The 25914-nt window shown below is 67.6% G+C and carries 22 protein-coding genes; 8 read left to right on the forward strand and 14 right to left on the reverse strand.

Features of this window, described 5'->3' with window-relative positions; all coding sequences use genetic code 11:
* The first annotated feature begins 4 nt into the window (after window positions 1–4).
* Together SNE34_RS00735 and SNE34_RS00740 are read left to right on the forward strand one after the other, a co-directional pair.
* Window positions 5–3598, forward strand: a complete 3594-nt coding sequence (locus SNE34_RS00735; protein ID WP_332613757.1) for an ABC transporter permease/M1 family aminopeptidase — start codon at window positions 5–7, stop codon at window positions 3596–3598.
* A gap of 290 nt (window positions 3599–3888) precedes the next feature.
* Window positions 3889–5226 (forward strand): DEAD/DEAH box helicase, encoded by a 1338-nt coding sequence (locus SNE34_RS00740; protein WP_332613759.1) that lies wholly within the window; start codon window positions 3889–3891, stop codon window positions 5224–5226.
* A gap of 406 nt (window positions 5227–5632) precedes the next feature.
* On the opposite strand, the gene SNE34_RS00745 is transcribed toward SNE34_RS00740, so the two are convergent.
* From SNE34_RS00745 to SNE34_RS00790, 10 genes are all read right to left on the reverse strand, one after another.
* Complete coding sequence (locus tag SNE34_RS00745; protein ID WP_332613761.1) at window positions 5633–6505, reverse strand: BRCT domain-containing protein; 873 nt, start codon at window positions 6503–6505, stop codon at window positions 5633–5635.
* Window positions 6506–6840: 335 nt separating this feature from the next.
* The gene (locus SNE34_RS00750) at window positions 6841–8673 is read right to left on the reverse strand and encodes a DUF885 domain-containing protein (protein ID WP_332613763.1); all 1833 of its coding nucleotides are present in this window, start codon (window positions 8671–8673) and stop codon (window positions 6841–6843) included.
* Window positions 8674–8756: 83 nt separating this feature from the next.
* Entirely contained in the window at window positions 8757–9206 is a 450-nt protein-coding gene (locus tag SNE34_RS00755) for an EF-hand domain-containing protein (RefSeq protein WP_332613764.1), read from the reverse strand.
* 299 nt (window positions 9207–9505) lie between these two features.
* Window positions 9506–10174: a DUF502 domain-containing protein gene (locus SNE34_RS00760; RefSeq protein WP_332614589.1), complete on the reverse strand. Its 669-nt coding sequence runs from the start codon at window positions 10172–10174 to the stop codon at window positions 9506–9508.
* A gap of 30 nt (window positions 10175–10204) precedes the next feature.
* Window positions 10205–12220 (reverse strand): serine/threonine-protein kinase, encoded by a 2016-nt coding sequence (locus tag SNE34_RS00765; RefSeq protein ID WP_332613766.1) that lies wholly within the window; start codon window positions 12218–12220, stop codon window positions 10205–10207.
* 133 nt (window positions 12221–12353) lie between these two features.
* Window positions 12354–12830: a DUF4442 domain-containing protein gene (locus SNE34_RS00770; RefSeq protein WP_332613768.1), complete on the reverse strand. Its 477-nt coding sequence runs from the start codon at window positions 12828–12830 to the stop codon at window positions 12354–12356.
* Window positions 12831–12966: 136 nt separating this feature from the next.
* Window positions 12967–13851 carry a thioredoxin gene (gene trxA / locus SNE34_RS00775; RefSeq protein WP_332613770.1) on the reverse strand — a complete coding sequence of 295 codons (885 nt, stop codon included), beginning with the start codon at window positions 13849–13851 and terminating at the stop codon, window positions 12967–12969.
* An 86-nt stretch (window positions 13852–13937) separates the two neighbouring features.
* Window positions 13938–14078: a TlpA family protein disulfide reductase gene (locus SNE34_RS00780; protein WP_332613772.1), complete on the reverse strand. Its 141-nt coding sequence runs from the start codon at window positions 14076–14078 to the stop codon at window positions 13938–13940.
* 84 nt (window positions 14079–14162) lie between these two features.
* A complete protein-coding gene (locus SNE34_RS00785; RefSeq protein ID WP_332613774.1) occupies window positions 14163–14420 on the reverse strand; it encodes a thioredoxin domain-containing protein in 258 nt (85 codons plus the stop codon).
* A 5-nt stretch (window positions 14421–14425) separates the two neighbouring features.
* Window positions 14426–15727: a metal-dependent hydrolase family protein gene (locus SNE34_RS00790; RefSeq protein WP_332613776.1), complete on the reverse strand. Its 1302-nt coding sequence runs from the start codon at window positions 15725–15727 to the stop codon at window positions 14426–14428.
* Between the two features lie 137 nt (window positions 15728–15864).
* Here SNE34_RS00790 and leuS point away from each other — a divergent pair, with 137 nt between their 5' ends.
* From leuS to rsfS, 5 genes are all read left to right on the forward strand, one after another.
* Entirely contained in the window at window positions 15865–18645 is a 2781-nt protein-coding gene (gene leuS, locus SNE34_RS00795) for a leucine--tRNA ligase (protein ID WP_332613778.1), read from the forward strand.
* An 85-nt stretch (window positions 18646–18730) separates the two neighbouring features.
* Window positions 18731–19411 carry an LPS-assembly lipoprotein LptE gene (locus SNE34_RS00800; RefSeq protein WP_332613780.1) on the forward strand — a complete coding sequence of 227 codons (681 nt, stop codon included), beginning with the start codon at window positions 18731–18733 and terminating at the stop codon, window positions 19409–19411.
* A gap of 1 nt (window position 19412) precedes the next feature.
* Window positions 19413–20468, forward strand: coding sequence for a DNA polymerase III subunit delta (gene holA, locus SNE34_RS00805; RefSeq protein WP_332613783.1), 1056 nt, complete (start codon window positions 19413–19415; stop codon window positions 20466–20468).
* Window positions 20469–20487: 19 nt separating this feature from the next.
* A complete protein-coding gene (nadD, locus tag SNE34_RS00810) occupies window positions 20488–21153 on the forward strand; it encodes a nicotinate-nucleotide adenylyltransferase (protein ID WP_332614590.1) in 666 nt (221 codons plus the stop codon).
* A gap of 30 nt (window positions 21154–21183) precedes the next feature.
* The gene (gene rsfS, locus SNE34_RS00815) at window positions 21184–21627 is read left to right on the forward strand and encodes a ribosome silencing factor (protein WP_332613785.1); all 444 of its coding nucleotides are present in this window, start codon (window positions 21184–21186) and stop codon (window positions 21625–21627) included.
* Between the two features lie 69 nt (window positions 21628–21696).
* Here rsfS and SNE34_RS00820 read toward each other — a convergent pair whose 3' ends face one another.
* Window positions 21697–23259, reverse strand: a complete 1563-nt coding sequence (locus SNE34_RS00820; protein ID WP_332613786.1) for an alkaline phosphatase PhoX — start codon at window positions 23257–23259, stop codon at window positions 21697–21699.
* A gap of 114 nt (window positions 23260–23373) precedes the next feature.
* Here SNE34_RS00820 and rlmH point away from each other — a divergent pair, with 114 nt between their 5' ends.
* Window positions 23374–23844 (forward strand): 23S rRNA (pseudouridine(1915)-N(3))-methyltransferase RlmH, encoded by a 471-nt coding sequence (rlmH, locus tag SNE34_RS00825; RefSeq protein ID WP_332613788.1) that lies wholly within the window; start codon window positions 23374–23376, stop codon window positions 23842–23844.
* 127 nt (window positions 23845–23971) lie between these two features.
* On the opposite strand, the gene SNE34_RS00830 is transcribed toward rlmH, so the two are convergent.
* The 3 genes from SNE34_RS00830 to SNE34_RS00840 form a co-directional block, all read right to left on the reverse strand.
* Window positions 23972–24637 carry an energy transducer TonB gene (locus tag SNE34_RS00830; RefSeq protein ID WP_332613790.1) on the reverse strand — a complete coding sequence of 222 codons (666 nt, stop codon included), beginning with the start codon at window positions 24635–24637 and terminating at the stop codon, window positions 23972–23974.
* A gap of 295 nt (window positions 24638–24932) precedes the next feature.
* Window positions 24933–25121 carry a hypothetical protein gene (locus SNE34_RS00835; RefSeq protein ID WP_332613793.1) on the reverse strand — a complete coding sequence of 63 codons (189 nt, stop codon included), beginning with the start codon at window positions 25119–25121 and terminating at the stop codon, window positions 24933–24935.
* A 2-nt stretch (window positions 25122–25123) separates the two neighbouring features.
* A complete protein-coding gene (locus SNE34_RS00840) occupies window positions 25124–25870 on the reverse strand; it encodes an SIMPL domain-containing protein (protein ID WP_332614592.1) in 747 nt (248 codons plus the stop codon).
* Window positions 25871–25914 lie beyond the last annotated feature (44 nt).

The following is a 25914-nucleotide window of genomic DNA, read 5'->3' on the forward strand; positions in this document are numbered from 1 at the left end:
CGACATGATCCTTGAATTCTTCCGCTTCGAGCTGAAGCAGCAGTTGCGTGCGCCGTTGTTGTGGTTGATGGCGGCGATGTTCGGGCTGTTCGCGTTCGCCGCGGCCAGCAGCGATGCGGTCCAGATCGGCAGCTCGGTCGGCAACGTCGACCGCAATGCACCGACGGTGATCATCACCTTCCTCGGCATGTTCACCGTGATGGGGCTGCTGGTGACGGTGACCTTCATCAGCGGCGCGTTGTTGCGCGATTTCGAACTGGGCACCGCCGACCTGTTCTTTTCCAGTCCGATGCGCAAGCGCGACTTCCTGCTCGGCCGCTTCCTGGCCGCGGTGGCCGCGTGCGTGCTGATCTACCTGATGGTGGCGGTCGGCCTGATGATCGCGCCGCTGATGCCGTGGGTCGATCCGGAGCGCGTCGGCGCATTCTCGCTGGCGCCGTACCTGTGGGGCTTCGGCGTGCTGGTGCTGCCGAACCTGCTGTTCACCAGCGCACTGCTGGCGCTGCTGGCGGTAACCACACGCAGCCTGCTGGTGGTGTACCTCGGCGTGATCGGCTTCTTCATCCTCAACGCGGTGGCCGGCACCCTGACCGCCGACCTCGACAACGTATGGCTGGCGACCCTGATCGACCCGCTAGGCATGACCGCGGTGGACCGGATGGTGCGCTACTGGTCGGCAGAGCAGCGCAACAGCCAGCTGCCGGAACTCGCCGGTTACCTGCTCGCCAACCGCGCGCTGTGGCTGGCCGTCGCGGCGGCGCTGGTCGTCGCGGCATTCGGACTATTCAAGCCGCAACGCACCGGCACCGGCAAGGCATGGTTCAAACGCCGCAAGGCGAGCGTGGCGGCGGCCAGTGCGCGGCCGGCGATGATGGCGCCGCCGCGGGTCGAGCCGGCCCGCGGCGGCGCGGTGGCGTGGTCGCAGTTCCTGCGCCAGTGGCGGTTCGACACGGTCGGCGTGGTCAGGAGCGTGCCGTTCCTGGTGATGCTGCTGTTCGCGATCGTCAATTTCCTGTCGATCGCCGGCATGACGCAGAGCATGTACGGCACCCAGGTCTACCCGGTCACGTCGTTGATGCTGCAGACCCTGCAGGGCGGCTACGCGTTCATGCTGGTGATCGTGGTGATGTTCTACGCCGGCGAGCTGGTGTGGAAGGAGCGCGGCGCCAGGCTCGGCGAGGTCACCGACGCCATGCCGATGCCGGACTGGGTGCCGTTGGCGGCGAAGATGGCCTGCCTGGTGACGGTGGTGCTGTTGTTCCAGATCGTCGGCGCCGCGGCTGCGATCGGTTTCCAGTTGGCCAAGGGTTTCACCGCGATCGAGCCGGGTTTGTATGCGCAGGACGTGTTGCTCGGTGCGGTGCCGTTCGTGCTGATGGCTGGCCTGGCGCTGGTGCTGCAGGCGCTTTGCAACAACAAGTTCATCGGCTACGGATTGCTGATCGCCTGGCTGGTGCTGCAGGGCACGCTCGGCTACCTCGACTTCGACCACAACCTCTACAGCTACGGGTCGGCGCCGGGCGCGCCGTATTCCGACATGAACGGCCACGGGCATTTCCTGGTTGCGCGGTTGTGGTTCCAGTCGTACTGGGGCGCCTGCCTGCTGGGGTTGCTGCTGGTGTCGGCGGCGTTCTGGGTGCGAGGGGTGGCGCCGAGCCGGCGCGAGCGCTTCAGGCTCGCGCACCAGCGGCTCGCCGGCGGGCGTGGTTGGGCGCTGGCCGCCAGCGTGGCGTTGTTCGTCGCTCTGGGCGGTTTCGTCTTCTGGAACACGAATGTCCGCAACGAGTACGTCGCCGGCGATGTCGCGCTCGACCGCCAGCAGCGTTACGAGGAGCAGTACCGCAAGTACCTCGACTTGCCGCAACCGCGGATCGTCGCAGTAGAGACCGAGGTCGACCTGCGCCCGGAGCAGCGGGCGGTGCGCATCCGCGGCCAGTACACCATCGTCAACCGCGATGCTGCGCCGATCGAGGATTTCCATATCCAGTTGGATCCGGATTGGCGGGTGGATGCGCTGGAATTCGGAACGGCGGAGCTGGTCCACGACGACGCGGTGATGGACTACCGCATATACCGGCTGGCCACGCCGATGCAGCCGGGCGAACAGCGCACGCTGCAGTTCGACATGGGGTTCGAACCGGATGGGTTTGGCAATGGCGTCGCCCAGACCCGGCTGGTCGAGAACGGCACCTTCCTCGACTCCACCTTGCTGCCGAGCTTCGGGTACTCGGAGGAACGGCAGATCGGCGACCGCAACGAGCGCCGCAAGCGCGGGATGCCGGAGCTGCCGCGCATGGCCAAGCTGGAGGACGAGGCCGCGCGCGCCAACACCTACATCAGCGACGACGGCGACTGGGTCGCGTTCAAGACCACCGTGTGTACCGCGCCCGACCAGATCGCACTGGCGCCGGGCCTGCTGCAGCGCGAGTACCAGCGCGACGGCCGGCGCTGCTTCGACTACGCCATGCAGCGGCCGATGCTCGACTTCCACGCGTCCCTGTCGGCGCGCTGGGACGTGAAGAAGGGCGCCTACAAGGCCGGCACCGCGGACGAGGTGCCGATCGAGGTCTACTACGACCCGAAGCATCCGTACAACGTCGACCGCATGATCGAGGGGGTGCAGAAGTCGCTTGCCTACTTCGAGGCGAACTTCAGCCCCTACCAGCACGAGCAGGTGCGGATCCTCGAGTTCCCCGGCTACAGCAGCTTCGCCCAGAGCTTCGCCGGGACGATCCCGTACTCCGAGTCGATCGGCTTCATCGCCGACCTGCGCGACCAGGACGCGATCGACTACGTGTTCTACGTCACCGCCCACGAGATCGCGCACCAGTGGTGGGCGCACCAGGTGATCGGCGCCGACGTGCAGGGCTCGACCATGCTCAGCGAATCGCTGTCGCAGTATTCGGCGCTGATGGTGATGGAGCGCGAGTACGGCCGCGACAAGATGCGGCGCTTCCTCAAGTACGAACTCGACAGCTACCTGGCCGGCCGCGCCGGCGAGGCCGTCGAGGAGCTGCCGCTGTACCGCGTCGAAAACCAGCAGTACGTCCACTACCGCAAGGGCTCGCTGGTGTTCTACCGGTTGCGCGAGGAGATGGGCGAGGCCGCACTGAACCGTGCGCTGTCGAAGTTCCTCGCCGACAAGGCCTACCAGCACGCACCGTTCACCACCTCGGCCGAATTGCTGGAGTACATCCGCGCCGAGGCCGGGCCACAGCACCAGCAATTGATCACCGACCTGTTCGAGAAGATCAGCTTCTACGACAACCGCGTGGAGAGTGCGTCCGCGATCAAGCGCGATGACGGCAAGTACGAGGTCACGCTCAAGCTGCACGCGGCCAAGTTGTACGCGGACGGCGAGGGCAGGGAGACCCGGGCGAAGCTCGATGATTGGGTCGAAGTGGGGGTGTTCGCGCGCGGTCCCTCGGGCGAGGAGGCCGACGAGGAAGTGTTGTACCTCGAACGCCACCACATAACGGCCGATGCGCCGACGGTGACCGTGGTGGTCGACCAGCTTCCCTACGAGTCCGGCTTCGACCCGTTCAACAAGCTGATCGACCGTGTGTCTTCCGACAACCGCAAGCGGGTGTCGATGTAGCCGCGGCCGGAATTATGAACGGAGGAAGGGGCGTGCTGGCGCGCTCCCTTGCTTTCGCGTAGGATTCGCCTGTTCAGCGCACGGCTGCCCTTCCCAGGTTGCCCATCGTCGCACTCCGGATCCGCAACGACGGCCGGTACCGCGACCACGGTTTTATCCCGCACGTCTTTCGTCGCGCCGACACGGTACGGAACATCCTTGCCGTCACAACACAAGACTCGCAGCGCGGTTTGGGAACGCTCCGGGTTACACCGCATTTGCTTGCGGTTTCCTTTATTCGGAGCTCCAACATGTCTTTTGAATCCCTCGGGCTTGCGCCCGCGTTGCTGCGCGCGCTCGCCGAGCAGAACTACACCACCCCGACCCCGATCCAGGCCGAAGCGATCCCGCTGGTACTGGCCGGGCACGATCTGCTGGGCGGCGCCCAGACCGGTACCGGCAAGACCGCCGCGTTCGGCCTGCCGCTGCTCAACCGTCTGTCCAAGCAGACCGCCGCCAACGGCCCGCGCAAACCGCGTGCGCTGATCCTGGTGCCGACCCGCGAACTCGCGGTGCAGGTCAACGACAGCCTGCGCGGCTACGCCAAGCACCTGCGGCTGAACTTTTGCACGATCTTCGGCGGCGCCGGCATGGGCCCGCAGGTCGACAACCTGCGCCGCGGCGTCGACGTGCTGGTCGCCACCCCGGGCCGGCTGATCGACCACCTCGAGCGTGGCACCGCCAAGCTCGACGGCATCGAGGTGCTGGTGCTGGACGAGGCCGACCGCATGCTCGACATGGGCTTCCTCCCGGCGATCAAGCGCATCCTCGGCAAGCTGCCGCACGAGCGCCAGACCCTGCTGTTCTCGGCGACGTTCGAGGCCCAGCTCAAGGAGCTGGCGTTGCAGTTCATGCGCAACCCGAAGCAGGTGCAGGTCGCGGCCAACAACACCATCGCCGAGACCATCGCCCACATCGCGCACCCGGTCGACAGCGGCCGCAAGCGCGACCTGCTGATCGACATCATCGCCAAGCGCCCGCACGACCAGGTGCTGGTGTTCGGCCGTACCAAGCACGGCTGCAACCGCCTGTCGGAGCAGCTCGAAGCCGCCGGCCTGCGCTCCGTCGCGATCCACGGTAACAAGAGCCAGGCGCAGCGCCAGAAAGCCCTGCGCGACTTCAAGACCAATCGCGCGCGGGTGCTGGTGGCGACCGACGTGGCCGCCCGCGGCCTCGATATTCCCGACCTGCCGCTGGTGATCAACTTCGACCTGCCGATGGTGGCCGAGGACTACGTGCACCGGATCGGCCGCACGGGTCGTAACGGTGCCAGCGGTGAAGCGCTGTCGCTGGTCTCGCACGACGAGGGCGGCCTGCTGCGGCAGATCCAGCGCATCCTGAAGAAGGATGTCGAGCTGATCACCGTCGCCGGCTACGAGCCGAGCCGTCCGATCCGCCTGGACGTTGCGATCCCGAATCCGCGCCAGAACGCCGGCAACCGCGGCCCGCGTCCGGCCGGTCGCGCCCCGGGCAACCGTGGCCACGGCAAGCCGGCGGCTGCGCGCCAGGGTCATGCCCACGCGGGGCCGAAGCAGCATCGCGGCGGGCAGGTTGGTCGCGATTCGCGTCGCGGCGGTGGCGCTGCCTGACGGGTAGTTTAGTAAACCTGGATTGACCGAAGGCCGGCAGGAATGCCGGCCTTCTGCATTCTGCGCGGGCGGTTTAGAGCGGGCGTCTCGGATCGCACGCGGTGGGCGCCGGCCGGTGAGGGTATTGCTACACCCCTCGGTCAGGGCGTCCTGCCCTGACTCGGGGCCGTCGGCCATCCATGGCCGACTTTCCGCAATACCCCCACCGTCCGTCCCCCACGGGTGGGTTGCGTTGGCTTCGTTGGGTGGGGGACTACCTTCGCCGCGACACGCAGCGCCTAGCGGATGCGCTAGGCCTTGCCGGGAAAGGTGTGAGGTTGCGTGGATCTTCCTGAAGCGGGGCGCGGGAATCCAGCAGCCGTCAACCTATCAATGCCTTTTCGGATTTTTTACCGGAAACGGCGGACTAGCTCAGGTCCGCTACCGCATCGTGGAAATCGTGCTCATGCACGATGAGCAGCATGGAGCCTGCCTTGCGCATCTCAATAGCTTTTTCGACTTTATGGCCGTAGCAGGTGTACTTCCAACATGGATTCCCATCGGCACCGATGACTAAGTAGTCAGCTTTTCTGGAAAGATTTCGGGTGACTTGGCCACCTAGCGCAGCTACCGTTTCTGCGATTTGCGCCAACGGATATCGATTAGACGCGCCGGTGAAAACGAAATGCTTGTCGTCAAAGGTGATCTCAGGACACACGGCACAGAGGCCGCCAAGTGCCTGATTCCCCTTTTTCAGCAACGGGCTTGTAAGGGTGCGGTCATCAGCTAACGCGATGAACTCAGAGAAAAAAGAGTGCAGCCTCTGGTGTTCATCCTCGTCGATGCGCTGATCCGCGAGCACTGAAATGATGAGACTCCCCACCTCTTCAAAAGGCCAACGTCGCTTCAAGTGGTCGTGATCCTCCATCCAACTGCTCAAACCACGTAGTTCGCTTTCTGCAATATGCGTATCGGCGACGATGCCGCCCAAGACCGCATGAAGGCGTTGTAGATCAGCCGTGATTTCGTCGTAGAACTCAGAGGACCGAAGTCGCTCGCATAGCCATTTCAGTTCTTCATGCTCTTCCGGCGTAAAAACTCCGTCCGCTATTGCGGCTTCTACTACAGGGATCAGTTCATCGAAAGGGTGGCGGCTCCTTAATTCCTCATGTTCGGAGAGCCACAGACGGAGGAAAGTCAACTCAACATCATTGATAGACCCATCAATAGCGATCCCTTCGATGATCCCGATCAGTGAGTTCACCGCCTTATCAAGTCGAGCCTTGCCGGTGAACTTCATGTAGGACTGGTGATCTGCGTGCACGGCGTCGCTCCCCAACGAACCGTCCGCGAGCAGAGTATCGTTCCGCGACGCACCTCACAACGAAGATGGAGGGCCGCCCCGCTTTTACTCGGAGCCCACAAACTTCACGTGGGGACGGACGGCGGGGGTGTTGCGGAAAGCAGGCCATGGATGGCCTGCGGCCCCGAGTCAGGGCAGGACGCCCTGACCGAGGGGTGTAGCAACACCCCCGTCGGCCGTCCCCTGCGATGCGTCCCGAAGCACCGCTTCGCATCTTGCAAAAAAAAAGGGCCGGCAATGACCGGCCCTCTCCATAACGACAACGCGTCAACTCAACCCTTCTCCGACTCGATCCACCGGTTGATCTTGTCTTCCAGCACGTCCAGAGGCACCGAACCGTCCTTCAGCACTTCGGCGTGGAATTCGCGGACGTCGAACTGGTCGCCCAGCGCGGCTTCGGCCTTGTCGCGCAGTTCCTGGATCTTCAGCGCGCCGATCTTGTACGCCAGCGCCTGGCCCGGGATCGCCATGTAACGCTCGGCTTCGGCGGTTGCCTGGGTCTCGCTCTCGGCCGAGTTCTCCAGCATGTAGTCGATCACCTGCTGGCGGGTCCAGCCCTTGCTGTGCAGGCCGGTGTCGACGACCAGGCGGATCGCGCGCCACAGTTCGTTCTGCAGGTAGCCGAAGTAGCTGTACGGGTCGGTGTAGACGCCCAGGTCCTTGCCCAGCGACTCGGCGTACAAGCCCCAGCCCTCGGTGAACGCGGTCTCGCCGCCGAAGCGACGGAAGTCGGGCAGGCCGGTCAGTTCCTGCTGCAGGGCGAGCTGGAAGTGGTGGCCGGGGATCGCCTCGTGCAGGAACAGGTCCTCGGCGTCCCAGATCTTGCGGGTCGGCAGGTCGTAGGTGTTGACGTAGAAGATGCCGGGGCGGCTGCCGTCCTCGCTCGGGGTCATGTACGAACCGCCGGCCGCGGACTTGGCGCGGAACGGCTCGACCGGGCGGATCTCGAACGGCGCCTTCGGGGTCAGCGAGAACTGGTCGGGGATCCTGGCGTTGATCTTGTCTTCGAGCGCGCGGTAGTGCGCCAACAGGGCATCCTCGGACTCGAAGCTGAATTGCGGATCGCTCTGCATGAACTGGAAGAAATCCTGCAGCGAGCCTTCGAAACCGACCGTCTCCATCACCTTGCGGATCTCGCCGTGGATGCGCTCGACCTCGTCCAGGCCGATCTGGTGGATCTCGGCCGGGCTCAGGTCGGTGGTGGTCGAGTTGCGCGCGTTGAACGCGTACCAGGCCTCGCCATTGGGCAGCGCGGCCATGCCGACGGTGTCGCGCGCGTGCGACATGTAGTCGTCGGCCACGTACGCGCGCAATTCGCGGTAGGCCGGCATCAGTTCGTTCTCGATCATCTCGCGGTATTCGGCGGTGATGCGCTCCCTGTCGGCGTCGGAGAACGATTCGGGCATGTCCTCGATCGGCTTCCAGAACAGGGTGTCTTCGGCCTTGTCCTTGATCAGCGCGTCGAGCTGGTCGACGACGTTGTCCATCAGCACCTTGGGCTGCACCACGCCGGCCTCGACGCCGAGCTTCATGTTGGCGATCGCCTGGTCGAACAGCACCGGCACCTGCGAGGCGCGCTTGCGCCAGTTGGCGTAGTCCTCGACCGTCTTGAACGGCTGCGCGCTGGTGCCGGAGCCGAGCTGCACCGCCATGCCGGCGAGGTTGTAGAACTGGTTGATAGGCTGCATCCAGCCGGGGAACTGCTCGCTTTCCAGCTCATCCTTGGCATCACGAACGAAGATCTGGTAACTCAACAGCGGCTGGCCTTCGAGTCCCTCCGAACCGACCGCCTCGACCTTGTCCAGCCAGCCGGCGACGAAGTCGTGCGACTTCTTGCGGTAGTCCTCGGACAGGAAATTCGGCAGTTGGTCGTTGTAGCGCGGGTCGCCCTGGAAGGTCGCGGCCAGCGGGTTGAGCTTGAGGTACTCCTCCCAGTACTGCGCGTACATCTCCTTGAGCTTGGCGGCCTTGTCGCTGGCGGCCTGTTCGGTGGTGGCGGTGTCGGCGCCAGCCTGCGCATTGGCGGACGCCGACGGCGCGTCGCAGCCGCCGATGGCGGCGGCCAAAGCGAGCACGAGCAAGGAGCGAGGGATATGGGGCGTCATCGCAATCTCCGGGGGGGGTAGGCAAACCAACCCCGAGCCTCGCTGCTGGCCCGTGCCGCAGCATGGGCCAAAGGTCATTCGACTCAGTAAACCCAGTCGATGACCTCCAGGAAACCCAGTCGCCCGTCACCGCTGACATCGGCCGCGGCGAACTGCTGGTTCAGGTTGCCGGCCGCCGGGCTTCGGGCGGCCATTGCCCGGGTCTCTTCGCGGGCAAGGTAGCCATCGTCGTTGGTGTCGAGCGCGCTGAAGTCGATGTTGTAGTCGCTCTCATGCACGTTGCCGGAGACCGGGAACGACACCACGACGACCGGACCACGATCGGTGTCGACGGTGACCGTCTCGACGCCTTCGATCTTTTCGACCGGCGCCACGGGAACCGCAGGCGGGCCTACCGGGGCCACGGGTACCACCGGCGGGCCAACCGGAACGACCGGCTCGACGCCTTCCAGCGCCTCTTGGGAATGGACCATTCCGCCCACGGCGCAGAGGGCGGTGAACATCGCTACTTTGGGCAGTGTGGTGATTTTCATGATGAAGTTCCTCCTCATGGATGGGGTGGGTGCGGGACGTCGACACTGCGCCCCGGCATGGGGGCTTGTCGAAGCGATCCGGATCGCGGGGAGCGCCGCAAAGCGGCCGTCCGTTCCGACTCGCAGTCGGAAGGAGTGATCGGCGTAAAACACCGGATCGTGGAAGAGGCGCGGTAGCCGCGCGGTCTTCTGATGGGAGCGGAAACTCTCGCTCGACCTTCCGGGATGTTTCCCGGAATCCTCAACTTAACGCGATGCGGGTGAGCGTGCCGTCGACGCGGGTTCGACGCCCGGATTTTTCACGGCGCGTGGGTCGCGACAGCTTCCGTCGGCACCGAGAACGGGATCGACTCCGGCGACACCGCGCCGCCGGAGATGATGAAGCTCATCGCCTGGTCGACGGTCCAGTCGGTCGGCGTGATCTTCTCGACCGGCACGATCTCCAGGTAACCCGAGGTCGGATTCGGCGTGGTCGGCACGTACACCGCGGCCAGTTCGCGACCGGTGCCTTGTTCCTTCAGCACCCGGGTGACGAAGCCAATCGACTTCATCTCGGTATGCGGGAAGTCGATCAGCACGACGCGTTGGGTACCGTCGGGCTTGGTCTGCAGGATGTCGAGCAGTTGCCGGGCGCTGCCGTAGATGGTGTTGGCGAACGGCACCCGGCCGATCAACGCCTCGAACCAGCGCAGCAGGCGCTGGCCGATCACTCGGTGCGCCATCACCCCCGACAGCAGGATCACCAGCAGGGTCGCGATCAGCGCGATCACGGTCTGCACCCAAGGTTGCGCCAGCCAGCCCGCGAAGTGCGGAAAGTCGCTGGCGAGCCGGGTCAGCATCGGTCCGGTGATCGGCCGGCTGGTGTCCGACAACAGCACGAACACGAACTTGCCGACGACCCAGGTCAGCCACAACGGCAACAGGGTCAGCAGGCCGGTCAGGAACAGGCGCTTGAGGGGGGGGGGGATTGCGCATGGAGCGGATTGTACGGGGCGGTCCTACAGTTCGCGGACCAGGCGGAATCCGACATCGTCGTAGCCGCGTCCGGCGTCGAGGGTGCGGTCGCTGTCGTTTTCGCTGCGCCACGAGGTGCCGGTGACCTTGCGCTGGTTGCAGTCGGCGGCGCACTCGCGCAGCCACAGCGAGAGGTCGCGACCGCTGATTTCCGGCGCGGTCTGGCGCGATTCGGCGGCGTTCGGCAGGCGGTAGTCGTGGCCGGTCTGGCGGCTGTACCACTTGGCGTAGGCCTGGGCGTCGGCGATCGACACGCAGACCACCGGCTCGTTCTCGCCCTGGCCGAAGCCGGGGTCGCGCCAGTCGCGCGGGGCGAGCACGCGCAGCAGCGAGGCGCGCTCGCGGCAACGTGCGGACTCGCGGGCGGTCTGGGAGACGAAGCGGGCGTAGTCGTCGCGGCTGACCGGCTTGCGGCTGATCGCCACGCCGTTGACACCGAGCACGGCGCCGGAGGGGTCGTTCGGCAGCACCTCGCCACGCTTCGGGATGGCTTTGGCGCGCGCTTGCAGGGTCTGCGTGGCCTCGGCCGGGATTTCGAGCGACTCTGCCAGCGCGAGCACCCCGGCGGCGCGCTTGTGGTCGAAGCCGGCCTCGGCCTGCCGCATGCGCTCGCCCAGGGCGTCGGCCGTGTCCTGGCGCAACTGGCGCTGGGCGGCGGAGTCGCCACTGGCTGTCGCCTCGGCGAGCTGCTGGACACGTGTGAAATATTCCTGCGCCTGGCTGTCGCGGCGGGCGCCAAGGTGGGCGAGCATTTCGGCGCCCAACGCGGTGGTCAGCTCGTCGATGACGCGTTGCACTTCGACGTTGTCGGGCTCTGCCTGCCAGGCACGCAACACGCTGTCGTAGGCGTTGTCGTCGGCGGGTGCGGTGAGGTTGCGCTGGCTGATCTGCCGGCGGGCATCGTCCAGCGCGTTCTGCAGCGGCGCCTCCGGCAACGGTCGCAGCATCGAGGCGATCGGGTCGTCCGGCCTGGTGTCCGGCGCGACCGGTTTGCCGGCGCGGAAGAAACCCTGGTCGGAGTCGACGCCGGCGAGCAGCGCCGAGCCGCCGACGACCGCGACCAGCATTGCCACGCCGATCCAGCCCGCGCGCGGGACGCGCCGCAGCGGCGCGGCGAGACGTTCACGCAGCGCGGTCAGTCGCGGCCAGCTGCGGCGGCGCTCGACCAGGGTCAGCATGGCCGACATCTGGGCGACGTCGTCGAAGCGCTCGCCGGGGTGCTTGGCCAATGCGCGGTTCATGAAGCGCTGCCAGTGACGCAGGTGCTTGGGCAGTTTCGGGATCGGATCCTGCGCGTGCATCACCGCCATCGACAGCGCGTCGGCCGCCTGGTACGGCAGGTGGCCGGTCAGCATTTCCCAGGTAAGCACGCCGAGGCTGTAGAGGTCGGCGCGGCCATCGACGTCCTCGCCGCGGGCCTGTTCGGGCGCCATGTAGGCGGTGCTGCCGACGGCGAGCCCGGCGGCGGTGACGCGCGGGCCGAAGCCACGGCGCAGGGCGATGCCGAAGTCGGCCAGCAGCGGCCGCTCGGCGTCGTCGAACAGCACGTTCTCGGCCTTGACGTCGCGGTGGACGACGCCGCGGCCGTGGGCGTACTCCAGTGCCGACATCAGGGTGCGCACGGTTTCCAGCACGCGCGGTTCGTCGGGGCCGCCGGCGTCGAGCTGGAAGCTGCGCTGGCCGAGATGGCCGCGCGCGAGGTAGGGCATCGTGTAGTAGGGCAGGCCGTCGCTGGTACGGCCCAGTTCGTGGATGCGTACCACGTGCGGATGCTCGAGCCGGGCGATGGTGCGCACCTCGTTCTCGAAGCGGCGGCGGCTGACTTCGTCCGACAGTGCCTGGGTCGCCATGACCTTGATCGCGACCTCGCGCGACAGGGCGATCTGCTCGCCCAGGTACACGGTCGACATGCCGCCGTGGTTGATCACGCGCAGCAGCCGGTAGCCCTTGATCTGTGGCAAGGGCGAAGCGGTCGTGTCGTTGTTCAGCGGGAAAGACATCGCGGCCCCCTGTCGCGGGACGAGCATACCCTGACGGACGCCCGGGTGAATCAATGCGGCGGCGTGTGGCGGCGCCGCGGACCCTTTGCCGTGACGGCGATGGCGAAATGAATGCGCGCAGTGACGCGGCGGGTCAACCTTGGCCGCGATCGGCTACCGGCACGCGGCCGCGTTTGAGTCGCACGTACAGCTGTTTGCGCACGCGGGCGACGACCTCGCCCTCGGCGTCGATGATCTCGGTGTCAAACCAGCGCAAGGCCTTGTCACCGCCGGCGGTGGCCGTGCGCAAGTCGGCCAGGACCTCGTCGTCGAGGTCGAAGCGGGCGTGGACGGTGCCGCGGCCGGGCTTGATGAAGTCGATCGTGCCGGCCTTGTCCCAGACGATGTAATCCGGGCCGATCGCCTGCATCGCCAGCAGCATCCAGAACGGATCGGTCATCGCGAACAGGCTGCCGCCGAAGTGGCTGCCGACGTAGTTGCGGTTCCACGGCCGCATGCGCAACTCCACCCGCGCATGGCGGTAGTCGTCGCTCAGCGCGCTGACGTGGATGCCGGTGAACAGGAACGGTGGCCACAGGTTGAGGCCGTGGCGGAGCAGGGTGGGGTTCATGCCCGGAGTCTGCCATACGCATGCGTATATTCAAGCGGCGGGACTTTGTAGGAGCGGCTTCAGCCGCGATCTGGAATCGGCGCAGGCGACCGGCTTCAGATCGCGGCTGAAGCCGCTCCTACGAAAAGCGGCGCGCCTAGAACAGCAGCGACGACATCTTGCGGCGGTACCGGCCGACCAGCTCGGCATCCTCGACGACCCGGAACGCGTCGATCAACGCCTTGCGCGGCAGCCCGTCCTCGAAGCCGCGGTCGCGTCGCAGCATTTCGATGAACTGCTCCAGACCGGCTTCGGCCTGGCCGTCGACGATCTGTCGGGCACCCAGCAGATAGCGCGCGCGCAGGTCGCCGGGATCGCTTTCGATCGCCTGACGCAGCGCCTCCGCCGACGGTGCGTCCGCGGCGACCGCGACGAACCCCAGTTGCGCGCGGGCATGCAGGCTGCGGTCGTCGGTAGCCAGATTGGCGGGCAGGGCATCGAGCAGGGACTCGGCCTCGGCGGCGGCATCCGCCCCAGTCCGCAGCAGGGCGACGGAGAGGTCGAGCTTGAGTTCGTCCTTGTCCGGCGCCTGCGTGACTTCGTCGCGCAGCCGCGCGACTTCGGCGTGCGGGTCGAGCGGGGTGGCTTCGGCCTCGGTGTCGTCCGCCGCGGTCGCCGGTTCACCCGGCTCGATGCCGTGGTGCTTGAGGAATTCGCGGATCTGCCCCTCCGGCAGCACCCCGGGGAAGCCGTCGGCGATCTGGCCGTCCTTGACCAGGAACACGGTCGGAATCGAGCGCACCTGGAAAGCGCCGGCCAGTTGCTGCTCCTTGTCGGCATCGACCTTGGCCAGCACGAACGCGCCGTGATAGTCGCCCGCGAGCTTCTCCAGCACCGGCCCGAGTTGCTTGCACGGCCCGCACCACTCGGCCCAGAAATCGACCAGTACCGGGGTCTGCAGCGACTTCTGCAGCACTTCGGACTCGAAGTTGTCGGCGGTGGCGTCGAAGACGTGCGGCAGGGCGGTGGCGTCGGCGGTCATGGGGCAGTCCGTGTGGCGATTTTGCCGACATGGTGCCGGAGATCGGCGATTCCAAGAAACGCGATCAGGATCGCTGGCGCGCGCGGTCAGCCCGGCTCGGCCAGCAACGTCGCGATCTCCGCGCCCAGGCGCAGGTCGTCGACCAGCCCGAAGCGCTGCGCGCGCAGCCGTCCCTTGCGGTCGATCAGGCACAGGGTCGGCGTGCCCTGCATCGCGTAGGCCCGCATCGTGAGCGGCAACGGGTGCGTGGCCGGATCGTTATCGCGATAGGCGTCGACGCCGACCGGATAGCCGATTCGGTTCTCGTGCAGCTACACCTGCAGCGCTTCGGGCCCCATCACGTGGTGATTCTCGAACACCGTGTGCAGACCGATGACCGCCAGATCGGTATCGCCGAACGCCGCCGCGACTTTCAGGCTCTGCGGCACCGCGTGTTGCACGCATCCCGGGCACAGCATCTGGAAGGCATGCAGGAATACTGGGCGGCCGCGTAGCGCTTCCAGGGTCAGGTCCTGGTCCGTGTTGAACCACTGCGAGATCGACCAGGCGGGGGCAGGCTGGGCATCCACGGGCATCACTCCATCGATTCGCCCGGCTGCTTGTAGACCACGCCGTCCTTCATGACGAACGCGACATCGAGCACCGCATCGATGTCCTGCACCGGGTTGCCCGGCACCGCGACGATGTCGGCACGCTGGCCGGTTTCAATGACGCCCTGGTCGTCGACCCCGAGCACCTCGGCGGCGCGGATCGTCGCCATCTGCAGGGCGACGGCGGCGGGGATGCCGGCCTCGACCAGGTACAGGAACTCGCGCGCGTTGTCGCCGTGCGGGCCGACGCCCATGTCGGTGCCGAACGCCATCTTGACCCCGGCCTTATATGCGCGCGCCGCGGTGTCCTGGATCAATGCGCCGATCCGCGCCGCCTTCGGCCGCACCACCTCGGGGAAGTAGCCGTCGACCTTCGCCTTGTCGGCGACGAAGCGACCGGCGTGGATGGTCGGGATGTACCAGGTGCCGTTCTTCTTCATCAGCGACATCACCTCGTCGCTCATGTAGGTGCCGTGCTCGATGCTGGTGACGCCGGCTTCGACCGCGCGGCGCATGCCTTCCTCGCCGTGGGCGTGGGCGGCGACCTTGTAGCCGTAGTCGCTCGCGGTTTTCACGATCGCCTTCAGTTCGTCCAGCATGAACTGCGGCGCATCGCCGGACTTGGCATACGACAGCACGCCGCCGGTGGCGGTGATCTTGATGACGTCGCTGCCGTCCTTGTAGCGCTGGCGCACGGCCTGGCGCGCGTCCTCGACCGAGTTGATCACGCCTTCGGTCGGGCCCGGCGGACCGAGCACGTGCGACAGCGTCGAGTTGTAGCCGTTGGTCGGGTCGGCGTGGCCGCCGGTGGTCGCGATCGACTTGCCCGCCGCCCAGATCCGCGGCCCGGTCACCAGGCCGTTGTTGATCGCGTCGCGCAGGTGCGGCGTTACGTCGCCGCCAAGGTCGCGCACGCTGGTGAAGCCGGCCAGCAGGGTCTTCTCGGCGTAGCCGACCGAGCGGTAGGCATAGTCGACATCGTCGAGGCGGAAGCCTTCGGAGTAGCTGTCCGGGCTCGACTGGCTGCCCAGGTGCACGTGCAGGTCGGTCCAGCCGGGGGTGCAGGTGTGGCCGGACAGGTCGATCGAGGTTGCGCCGGCAACGGGGTCGCGACCGGGGGTGACCGCGGCGACCTTGCCGTCGCGCACCAGCACGGTATGCGCACCGAGCACCTCGCCGCTTCGGCTGTCGAACAGGTGGCCGCAGTGCAGGGCGGTGGGTGGGGCGGGTTGGGCGGCAAGGACGGGCGTGGCGGCCAGCAGGGCGAGCAACGGCAACAGACGCATGGGCAATTTCCGGCGCGGTGGTCGGCCGATCATAGACGGCCCCGCTTCTGGAACGAAACGGCCGCCCCGCGCCCCGCATGGCGGGCTTTTGTGCGCTGCGGTAGGCTTGCCGGTCCCCTCCCAGCAGCGCCGCCACCGTGTCCACTGAAGCCGCTACCGACCCGACCTCCATCGACCCGCGGGCATTCGACCCGCAAGCCGTGGAGGCGGCCGCGCAGGATTTCTGGAACGGCACCCGCGCGTTCGAGGTCGATGAAACCTCGGCCAAGCCCAAGTATTTCTGCCTGTCGATGCTGCCGTATCCTTCCGGCGCGCTGCACATGGGCCACGTGCGCAACTACACGATCAGCGACGTGATCAGCCGTCACAAGCGCATGACCGGCTTCAACGTGCTGCAGCCGATGGGCTGGGACGCGTTCGGGTTGCCGGCCGAGAACGCCGCGATCAAGCACAGGACGGCGCCGGCCAAGTGGACCTACGCCAACATCGCGCACATGAAGGAGCAGTTGCAGACGATGGGCTACGCGATCGACTGGTCGCGCGAGTTCGCCACCTGCCAGCCGTCGTACTACGTGCACGAGCAGCGCATGTTCGTGCGGCTGATGAAGCAGGGTCTGGCCTATCGCAAGAATTCGGTGGTCAACTGGGATCCGGTCGACCAGACCGTGCTGGCCAACGAGCAGGTGATCGACGGCCGCGGCTGGCGCACCGGCGCGCTGGTGGAGAAGCGCGAGATCCCGCAGTGGTTCCTCAAGATCACCGATTACGCGCAGGAGCTGCTCGACGGCCTCGACACCCTCGAGGGCTGGCCGGAGTCGGTCAAGACCATGCAGCGCAACTGGATCGGTCGCTCGGAAGGATTGGAGATCCGTTTCGACGTGCAGGACGCGAGCGGCGCGGCGGTTGAGCCCCTGACCGTTTACACCACTCGCCCCGACACCCTGATGGGCGTGACCTTCGTGTCGATCGCCGCAGAGCATCCGCTGGCCGCGCAGGCCGCGCAGGGCAACAAGGACCTCGCCGCCTTCATCGCCGACCTGAAGAAGGGTGGCGTCACCGAGGCCGAACTGGAGACCCAGGAAAAGCGTGGCATGGACACCGGCCTGCGCGCGCTGCACCCGGTCAGTGGCGAGCCGGTGCCGGTGTACGTCGCCAACTTCGTGCTGATGAACTACGGCACCGGCGCGGTCATGGCGGTGCCCGGCCACGACCAGCGCGACTGGGAGTTCGCCAGCCACTACCAGTTGCCGATCCGGACCGTGATCATCCCCGATGCGGTGCGCGATGCACTGCGCGAGATCGGCCACGACCTCGGCACCCACGCCGACCCGATGGGTGCGGCATTGGGTGAGTCCTGCAACACCGATGCCTACGACACCCGCGCGGCGGTGCAGGTGGTCGAGGAGTTCCAGCAGATGCTGGCCGAGGAGCGCGCCTACACCGCGCGCGGTTGGCTGATCAATTCCGGCGACCTCGACGGGATGGATTTCGACGAGGCGTTCGACACCCTCGCGCAGCGCCTGGAAGGCGAAGGTCGCGGCGCGCGCAAGGTCAACTACCGGCTGCGCGACTGGGGCGTCAGCCGCCAGCGTTACTGGGGTTGCCCGATCCCGGTGATCTATTGCGACAAGTGCGGCGCGGTCCCGGTGCCCGAGGAACAACTGCCGGTGGTGCTGCCCGAGGATGTCGAGTTCATGGGCACCGGCTCGCCGATCAAGGCAGATCCGGAATGGCGCAAGACCACCTGTCCGGCCTGTTCCGGTCCAGCCGAGCGCGAGACCGACACCTTCGACACCTTCATGGAGTCGAGCTGGTACTACGCCCGCTACACCTCGCCCGGCGCCGATACCCAGGTCGATGCGCGGGCCAACCACTGGCTGCCGGTCGACCAGTACATCGGCGGCATCGAGCACGCGATCCTGCACCTGCTGTATTTCCGCTTCTACCACAAGCTCCTGCGCGACCAGGGACTGGTGAACAGCGACGAACCGGCGCGCAATTTGCTCACGCAAGGCATGGTGATCGCCGAGACGTTCTATCGCGAAACCGAGGGCGGCGCGAAGGACTGGATCAATCCCGCCGACGTCGAGATCGTCCGCGACGAACGCGGCCGCATCACCGGCGCGAGCCTGAAGGCCGACGGCAAGCCGGTGGTGATCGGCGGCACCGAGAAGATGTCGAAGTCGAAGAACAACGGCGTCGATCCGCAGGCCATGGTCGGCAAGTACGGTGCCGACACCGTGCGGCTGTTCTCGATGTTCGCCGCGCCGCCGGAGCAGTCGCTGGAGTGGAACGAGTCCGGCGTCGACGGCATGGCGCGATTCCTGCGCCGGTTCTGGCGCGAGGTCACCACCCACGCATCGCAACCGGATCATCCGGTGGTCAGCGAGCTGTTGGACAGCGGCGCCGCGCTGGACGCCGGCCAGAAGACGCTGCGCCGGCAATTGCACGAGACCATCCAGAAGGTCGGCGACGACTACGGCCGTCGCCACGCCTTCAACACCGCGATCGCCTCGCTGATGGAACTTCTCAACCACGTCGCGAAGTTCACCGACATGAGCGAGCAGGGGCGTGCGGTTCGGCACGAGGTGCTGGAGGCGATGGTGCTGTTGCTCAACCCCGTGACCCCGCACGTCAGCCACGCGCTGTGGCAGGCGCTGGGCCATCCGGAGACGCTGCTCGAGGACGTGCCGTTCCCGGTCGCCGATCCGGCGGCGTTGGCGCGCGACGCGGTGACCCTGGCGGTCCAGGTCAACGGCAAGCTGCGCGGCACCGTCGAGGTCCCGGTCAACGTCGACAAGGCCGAGGCCGAACGGCTGGCGCTGGCCGAGCCGCACGTGGCGAAGTTCCTCGACGGCCTGAGCGTGCGCAAGGTGATCGTGGTGCCGGGCAAGATCGTCAACATCGTGGCCGGTTGACGCTCTTGTCCTCGCGTGAACACCACCGTTCAGCCCCGCAGCGTTCGCGCTTGATGCGGTCATCCGCCTCGTCCAGACTCCCCGCATGATTCGACGCCTGCTGTGCCTCACCCTGGCTTCAACCGTCCTGCTGGCCCTGTCGGCCTGCGGTTTCCAGTTGCGTGACGCGCTGTCGTTGCCGGCCGGGCTGGATCCGGTGAAGGTGGTCTCGGCCGATCGCTACAGCCCGCTGGCCGAATCGCTGGCCGAATCGCTGACCCGCGCCGGCGCGGTGCCGGCCACGTCCGACGTTGCCAATCCGGCAGTGTTGGAGATTTTGGTCGAGCGCTGGGGCGACACTCCCATCAGTGTCGACGAGCGTGGCCGTGCGCAGGAGTTCAACCTGCGTTACGCGGTGGTGTTCGAACTGCGCAACGGCGACGGCACGGTGCTGGTGCCGCAGCAGAACATCGAGCTGGCGCGGGCCTACATCTCGGCGCCGACCAGCTCGATCGGCACCGAGGGCGAGCGCGACACCCTGATGCGCGAACTGCAGCGCGAGATGGTTGCCTCAGTGCTGCGCCGGATCGACGCGGCCGCCAGCGGCGGCACCCCGGTCGGCGGTTCCGACCAAGTGTTCATCGAATTGACCGACGCCGCCAAGGCGGCGATGGACGCGGCCGAGGCGATGGCGCCGCTGCCGGAAACCACGGACACGCCGCCGCCCGCCGACGAGACCGTCGACGAGCCGGAACCGGTCGAGCCCACGCCCGGCCAGCCGCGCTGACATGGAGCTGAAACCGGAACAGCTGGTCGCCCAGCTCGACTCCGGGCCGCTTCGCCCCGCCTACCTGATTGCCGGTCCCGAGCCGCTGCGCGTGCTTGAGGCCGCCGACGCGGTACGCGCCGCCGCCCGCGCGCAGGGCATCGCCGAGCGCGAGGTGTTCGAGGCCGAAGGCAACCAGCGCGAACCCGACTGGGCGGCGCTGCAGGCCAGCTTCCGCGCGCCCAGCCTGTTCGCCAGCCGACGCCTGGTCGAACTGTGGCTGCCGACCGCCAAGCCGGGCAAGGACGGCAGCGCGGTGATCCTCGACTTTTGCGCCGATCCGCCGGCCGACGTGGTCCTGCTGGTGACCGCTGGCGAATGGAGCAACAAGCACGGCGGCAAGTGGAGCGAGGCAATTGGCCGCGTCGGCGCGATCTCGGTGGCGTGGACGGTCAAGCCGCACGAGCTGCCCGGCTGGATCGAGCAGCGCCTGCGCACCCGTGGCCTGAAGGCCGACCGCGAGGCGGTGCAGCAACTGACCGAACGCGTCGACGGCAACCTGCTGGCGGCGGCGCAGGAGATCGACAAGCTCGCGCTGTTGTCGGACGGCAGCCAACTGGACGCGGCGACGATGGAGTCGCTGGTCGCCGATGCCGCCCGCTTCGACGTGTTCCGGGTGATCGACGCGGCGATGAACGGCCAAGCCGCGCAGGTATCGCGGATGCTCGCCGGCCTGCGCGCCGAGGGCACGGCAGTGCCGGCGCTGCTCGGAATGGTGGTCAAGGAGTTGCAGACGGCGGCCGGCCTGGCCCGGGTCGCCGCCGGCGGCGGCAACCTGTCGGCGGCGTTCAAGGCCCAGCGGATCTGGGATTCCAAGCAGCCGATGTACCAGCGCGCACTGAAACGCCACCCGGCGCCACGCTGGGATGCGTTCGTGTCGCAGGCCGGGCGGGTCGACCGGCTGGCCAAGGGCCGCGGGCGTGCCGGCGAGGATCCCGCCGACCCGTGGCTGGCGCTGGAGCGCCTGTTGCTGGCCGTCGCCGAACCGCGCGCGCTGCGCCTGCTGGCCCGTGCCTGAGCGCAGCCCCGGCCAGCCATTGCCGCTGACCGTGTTCTACGGCGGCACCTTCGATCCCGTCCACGACGGCCACCTTGCCGTCGCCCGCCATGCCCGCGACCACCTCGACGCCAGCATCGCGCTGATGCCCGCCGCCGACCCGCCGCACCGCGACACCCCCGGCGCCAGCGCGACGCATCGCGCGCGGATGCTGGATCTGGCCGTTGCCGGTGAGCCCGGGTTGCGGGTCGACCGTCGCGAACTGCGGCGCGGCAGCCGCTCCTACAGCATCGACACCCTGCGCGAGGTCCGCGCCGAACTCGGCGACGACGCATCGGTCGCGCTGCTGATCGGCGCCGACAGCCTGCTCGGCCTGGCCGGGTGGAAGGACTGGCAGGCGATGTTCGAACTGAGCCATTTCGTGGTCGCCGAGCGCGCGGGGATGACGATCGACGGAGGCCTGCCGGGGTCGCTGGACGCGTTCATCGACGGCCGCTGGGCGACCTCGGCCGCCGAACTGCGGGCCTCGCCGGCCGGCCGCCTGTTGCGCCTGGGGCAGCCGCTGCAGCCCGAATCGGCGACCGACGTGCGCCAGCGGGTCCGCACCGGCCAGCCCTGGCATGACCTCGTCCCGCCCGCGGTGGCCGGCTACATCGAGCGCCACCGCCTGTACGGGGCCGGGGCAGTGGCTCCGGCTTCGTTATAATTCCAGCCGCCCCCGTCCCAGAGCCAGCCTTTGACCAGTCAAGCCCACGTCATCAAGACCCGCCTGCCGAGCCCGCCGCCGTCGGTCGACGAACTGCTGCAGACCGTTCGCGACGCCGTCGCCGAGCTCAAGGCCAAGGACGTCGTCGAAATTGACGTGCGCGGCAAGAGCAGCGTCACCGACTACATGGTGATCGCCTCTGGCACCTCGTCGCGCCATGTCAAGTCGATTGCCGACGAAGTGGTCAAGTTCGCCAAGAAGCTCGATGTGATGCCGCTGGGCGTCGAAGGCGAGCGCGAGGCCGAATGGGTGCTGGTCGACCTCGGCGACGTCATCGTCCACGTCATGCTGCCGCGGGTGCGCGAGTTCTACGCACTGGAGCGGCTGTGGACCGTCGGTGACCAACCGCCCGACGAGATCGATGAATACGGCGACGACCACCGCGGCGAGACCGACGCCGAAGACGAGCTGTAAACAACATCGGATGTCGCAACGACAACGGCGCCCTCGCGGCGCCGTTGTCGTGTAGTGCATCGCCCGGCGCTACAACCGCCCGCGCTCCCACGGCCCGCTGATCGCCAGGGTGATCCCCGGGGTCTGGATGTTGACGAACAGCGTCTCCCCGCGCGGGTCCCAGCAGGCGCCGCAGAACTCGCTGCCGCGATAGTCGCCTTCGGCGATCTGCTTGTCGGCATTGGCGATCTGGCTGCTGCTCAGTTCGACGTTGTTCTTGGCCAGGTAGAACGATTCGCCGCGCCGGGTCAACCCGAGCAGGCGCGAGCCGGGGCCATAGCGGTCCGGGCTTTCGCCGCCGTCCTCGCACAACACCACGCCGCCGCGCGGACTGACGGTGATGTTGTCGGGATTGTGCGCGGCGAGCTGGTTGCCGCTGACGAACAGCGCCTGTAGCTGCTGGCTGGCGAGATCGAGCACCCACACCGCGCCGTTGCCGCGACCGCGGCGGCCCTCGCTGTCGACACCGGTGGCGGTGTCGACGATGAACATCTTTCCGTGGGCATACCAGATGCCTTCGCCGCGACTCATCCGCAATGCGCCGCCGGCCCACGCCTGCGCGAACGGGCCACTGACGGTGTCGCTGCTGCCGATGTCGGGCAGGTCGCCCGGCGCGGCCAGGCTGTCGAGATCGGGATCGGCGATGTCGACCCATTCCAGCGCATGGCGGGTACCGATGGTGGCGACGCTGAGGTCGGCGTTGGGGGTTCCGCGCACGCGCGCGGCTTGCAGGCGGCCGCCGTTCTCCAGTGAGCCGTACCGGCCGCTTCGGTCGTTCGGAACGAAGCGGTAGAGGCCGGACTTGTTGCGGTCGTCCTCGGTCAGGTAGACCACGCCGGTGCGCGGATCGATCGCGACCGCCTCGTGGCTGAAGCGGCCCAGCCCGACCAGTGGACGGCCGCTGGTGCGTTCCGCATCGGGATGCACCTCGAACACGTAGCCATGCTTTCGCCCGGTGCTGGAAACGTCGTTGGTCTTGACCTCTTCGCAGCTGAGCCAGGTGCCCCACGGGGTCAGACCGCCGGCGCAGTTGACCAGGGTGCCGCCGAGGCTGGCCTCCATCCCGAGCAGTTCGCCCTTGCGCCAGCGCAACGTGGTGGTGCCGCCGCCGGCCAGCTGGCCGCCGCCGAGGTCGCCGTGGTCGTACATGCCGGGCGCGCGGATCGGCGCGCCTGCGCCGCGTTCGTGGTTGCGGATCAGCACCAGCTCGTGGCCGCGGCCGCGGTCGCCGCGGCTTCGGCCGCGATCGTCGCCGCGCCCGTGTCCGCGGCCATGGCCGTTCTGGCGCAGCATTACCGCCATGCCGTCGTGACGGTCCGGGCACGGCTGGCCGTCGCGCATCAGGTCGCCCGACCATCCGAAGGATTCGTAGCTGAAACCGGGCGGCAGTTGCAGCAGCTCCAAGCCGGTCGCACGGTCGGCCACCGGTGCGAGCGGGCCGTAGGGATTGGCGATAGGCGCCAGCCGGGTCGGGTCGTTGGCGGCGAGGGCCTGGCGCGAGTGCAGCGCGCCGAGGCTGCCGATCGCGCCGACGGCCATCGCGGCGACGCCACCCTTGAGCAACTGGCGGCGGGGAAGGTCGAGCTGGTCCATGTGCAACTCCTGCTGGCTTGGGGGAGCCTCGATCGTCGGAGCCGGCCATAACCGTTGGATGACGCTGCGATGACAATTCCCGGCGTCGTGACGGCTGCCCGCTACCATGCGGGCATGAAAGCGAAGCTGATCGCGGTCGGCGAGCGCGCGCCGCGCTGGGTGGCCGAAGGATTCGAGGATTACCGCAAGCGGTTGTCGCACTGGTTGCCGCTGGAACTGGTCGAGGTCGAACCTGGCCTGCGCGGCAAGAACCGCGACGTCGCCCGCGCCACCGCCGACGAGGGCGCGCGGGTATTGGCGGCGTTGCCGAAGTCGCCGCTGGTGGTGACCCTGGACGGACGCGGCAGGCCGTGGAGCTCGGAGCAGCTGGCGCAGCGGCTGGAGCAGTGGCGCGGGCAAGGCCGCGACCTGGCGTTGTTGATCGGCGGACCCGAGGGACACGCCGACGAGGTGCTGGCGCGCGCCGACGAGTCGTGGTCGCTGGGGCCGTTGACCCTGCCGCACATGCTGGTGCGACTGGTGGCGGCCGAGCAGTTGTACCGGGCCGCGGCGATGCTGGCGAACCACCCCTACCACCGAGCCTAGCAGGGCTTTTGTAGGAGCGGCTTTAGCCGCGATCTGAAGTCGGTTCGAGCGAGCCCGATTCCCGATCGCGGCTAAAGCCGCTCCTACAAAAGCGGTGCCCGCGCCGGGCGGGCACCTCCGTCCCCACTCAACGCAACGCAAACCCGATCGGCACCAGCCCGATCGCCTGCACCGGGCGGCCATCGCGCAACGCGGGCTGGAACCGCCAGCTCTCAAGCACATGCCGTAGCGCAGCGCGGTCGAGTTCACGATGGCCGCTGCTGCGGGAAACCGTAACTTCCACCGGCCGGCCGTCGATATCGACCAGCACTTCCAGCAACACCGTACCTTCCAGTCCCCTGCGCAGCGCCCGGTCCGGATACGGCGGCGGCGGGGCGATGGCGTAACGCAGCGCGGCGCCGGTCATCACCGCGACCGGCCCGATCGATTCCGCCGCCGGGACGGTCACCGGCACGACCGGAGCCACCGGGATGTCGCCCGCCATCGGCTCGACCACCGGCGCGACCGGCTCCACGGGCACCGTGGTCGGCGTCGGCGGCGTGATCGCGACGGGTGTCGGGGTCGGGACCGGGTCGGGCTCGAACGGCACCACGTCCACCGGTTCGGGCGTTTCCCGCGGGATCCATTCGATGTCCGGCAAGCGCACGGCGTCGGGGGCCAGCGGTGGCAGCTTCATCGGGATCAGCACCAGCATCAGCACCATCACGTGCAGCGCGATCGCGCCGGCCCCGGCGGCGATCCGGCCACCGTCGAAACGCGGGTCCGCGCCATTGCCGCGGGAGTGGGAAGACATTGCATGCACCATGGTCCACCTCCTGTTGTCAGCCGTAATGGTTCCAACGCGCGGACGCAGCAGACGGGGTTTTGCCGATGGGCATCGCCCCAGGCGCCCACGGCCCAAGCTGGCCCCATACGCACGGGTACGGCAAGCAATGGCGGAGCAACGGGTGGTTTCGACCGACCGGCGGTCGCTTGCATCTGTCAGCGAAAAAGCCGAAGCGCCCGACTGCCGAGTTCGGTTTCGATAAAAAAAGCGAAGGGCCCGGTTTGGCGGGCCCTTCGGTTCATCTCACGCAGCCATCGGCCGCTCAGTCGTCCGCGGCACCCGGGTCGCGTTCGGGCCCACGCTCCACGCCGCCCTCGTCGCGGTTGGGCTTGTGGCGCGGGTCCGGCTGGCGAGCATCGTCCTTGTCGCGCGGCCTGGGTTCGGCGTAGCCGGGATTGTTGCCCGACTTCGGATCCGGCGCGGGCGGGGCGGTCTTGTCGCGGGTGCTCACGTTTACTTCCCCAGTTCGAACACGACGTCGAGGTTGACCGACAAGGTGCTTTCGCCCGGTGCGATCGGGGTATCGGCGCTGGCCTTTTCCATCCGCGCCATCGCCATCATCGGCACCGGTGGACTGAAGCCGCCGTTGCCTTCGCTGATGCTGACGATCCGGCGCACGCGCATGCCGAGGGTCTTGGCGTACATCGCCGCGCGCGACTGGGCCTTCTCGATCGCGGCGCGACGGGCCTCGTCATAGGCCGATTCCTTGTCGTCGACCGCGAAGCTGGGGCCGTGGATCTGGTTGGCGCCCACCGCGACCAGTGCATCCAGTATTCCGCCCAGCTCGCCGATGTCGCGCACGGTGATGTTGACCGTGTTGCGGGCCTCGTAGCCTGTGATGGTGGGCGGCTGGTTTTCCTCGTAGCGGTATTGCGGGTTGAGATTGACGCCGCTGGTCTGGATGTCTCGCTCGGCGATGCCGGCCTTGCGGATCGCGGCCACCACGCGGGTCATCTGTTCGGCATTGGCCTGCATCGCGGCCTTGGCGTCGGCGGCCTGGGTCACCACGCCGGTCGAGAGGTGGGCGATGTCGGGTACGCGGGTGGTTTCGGCCTCGGCCGACACCGACAGCAGGGTGCCGTCGGTGGTGACCGGCGCGGAAGTGACGATCTGGGCGGCGGCGGGCATGGCGACGGCTCCGAAGGCGAGGGCGGTGGCCAGCACGAGCGGGCGCAGGGTGTGGCGTGACAACGGGAACATCGGACGCATGGAAACTCCTTGGTGGTCGGAACAGGGTCTGAGCG

Source organism: Novilysobacter erysipheiresistens, assembly GCF_036663935.1.
GTDB classification, from domain to species: Bacteria; Pseudomonadota; Gammaproteobacteria; order Xanthomonadales; family Xanthomonadaceae; genus Novilysobacter; species Novilysobacter erysipheiresistens.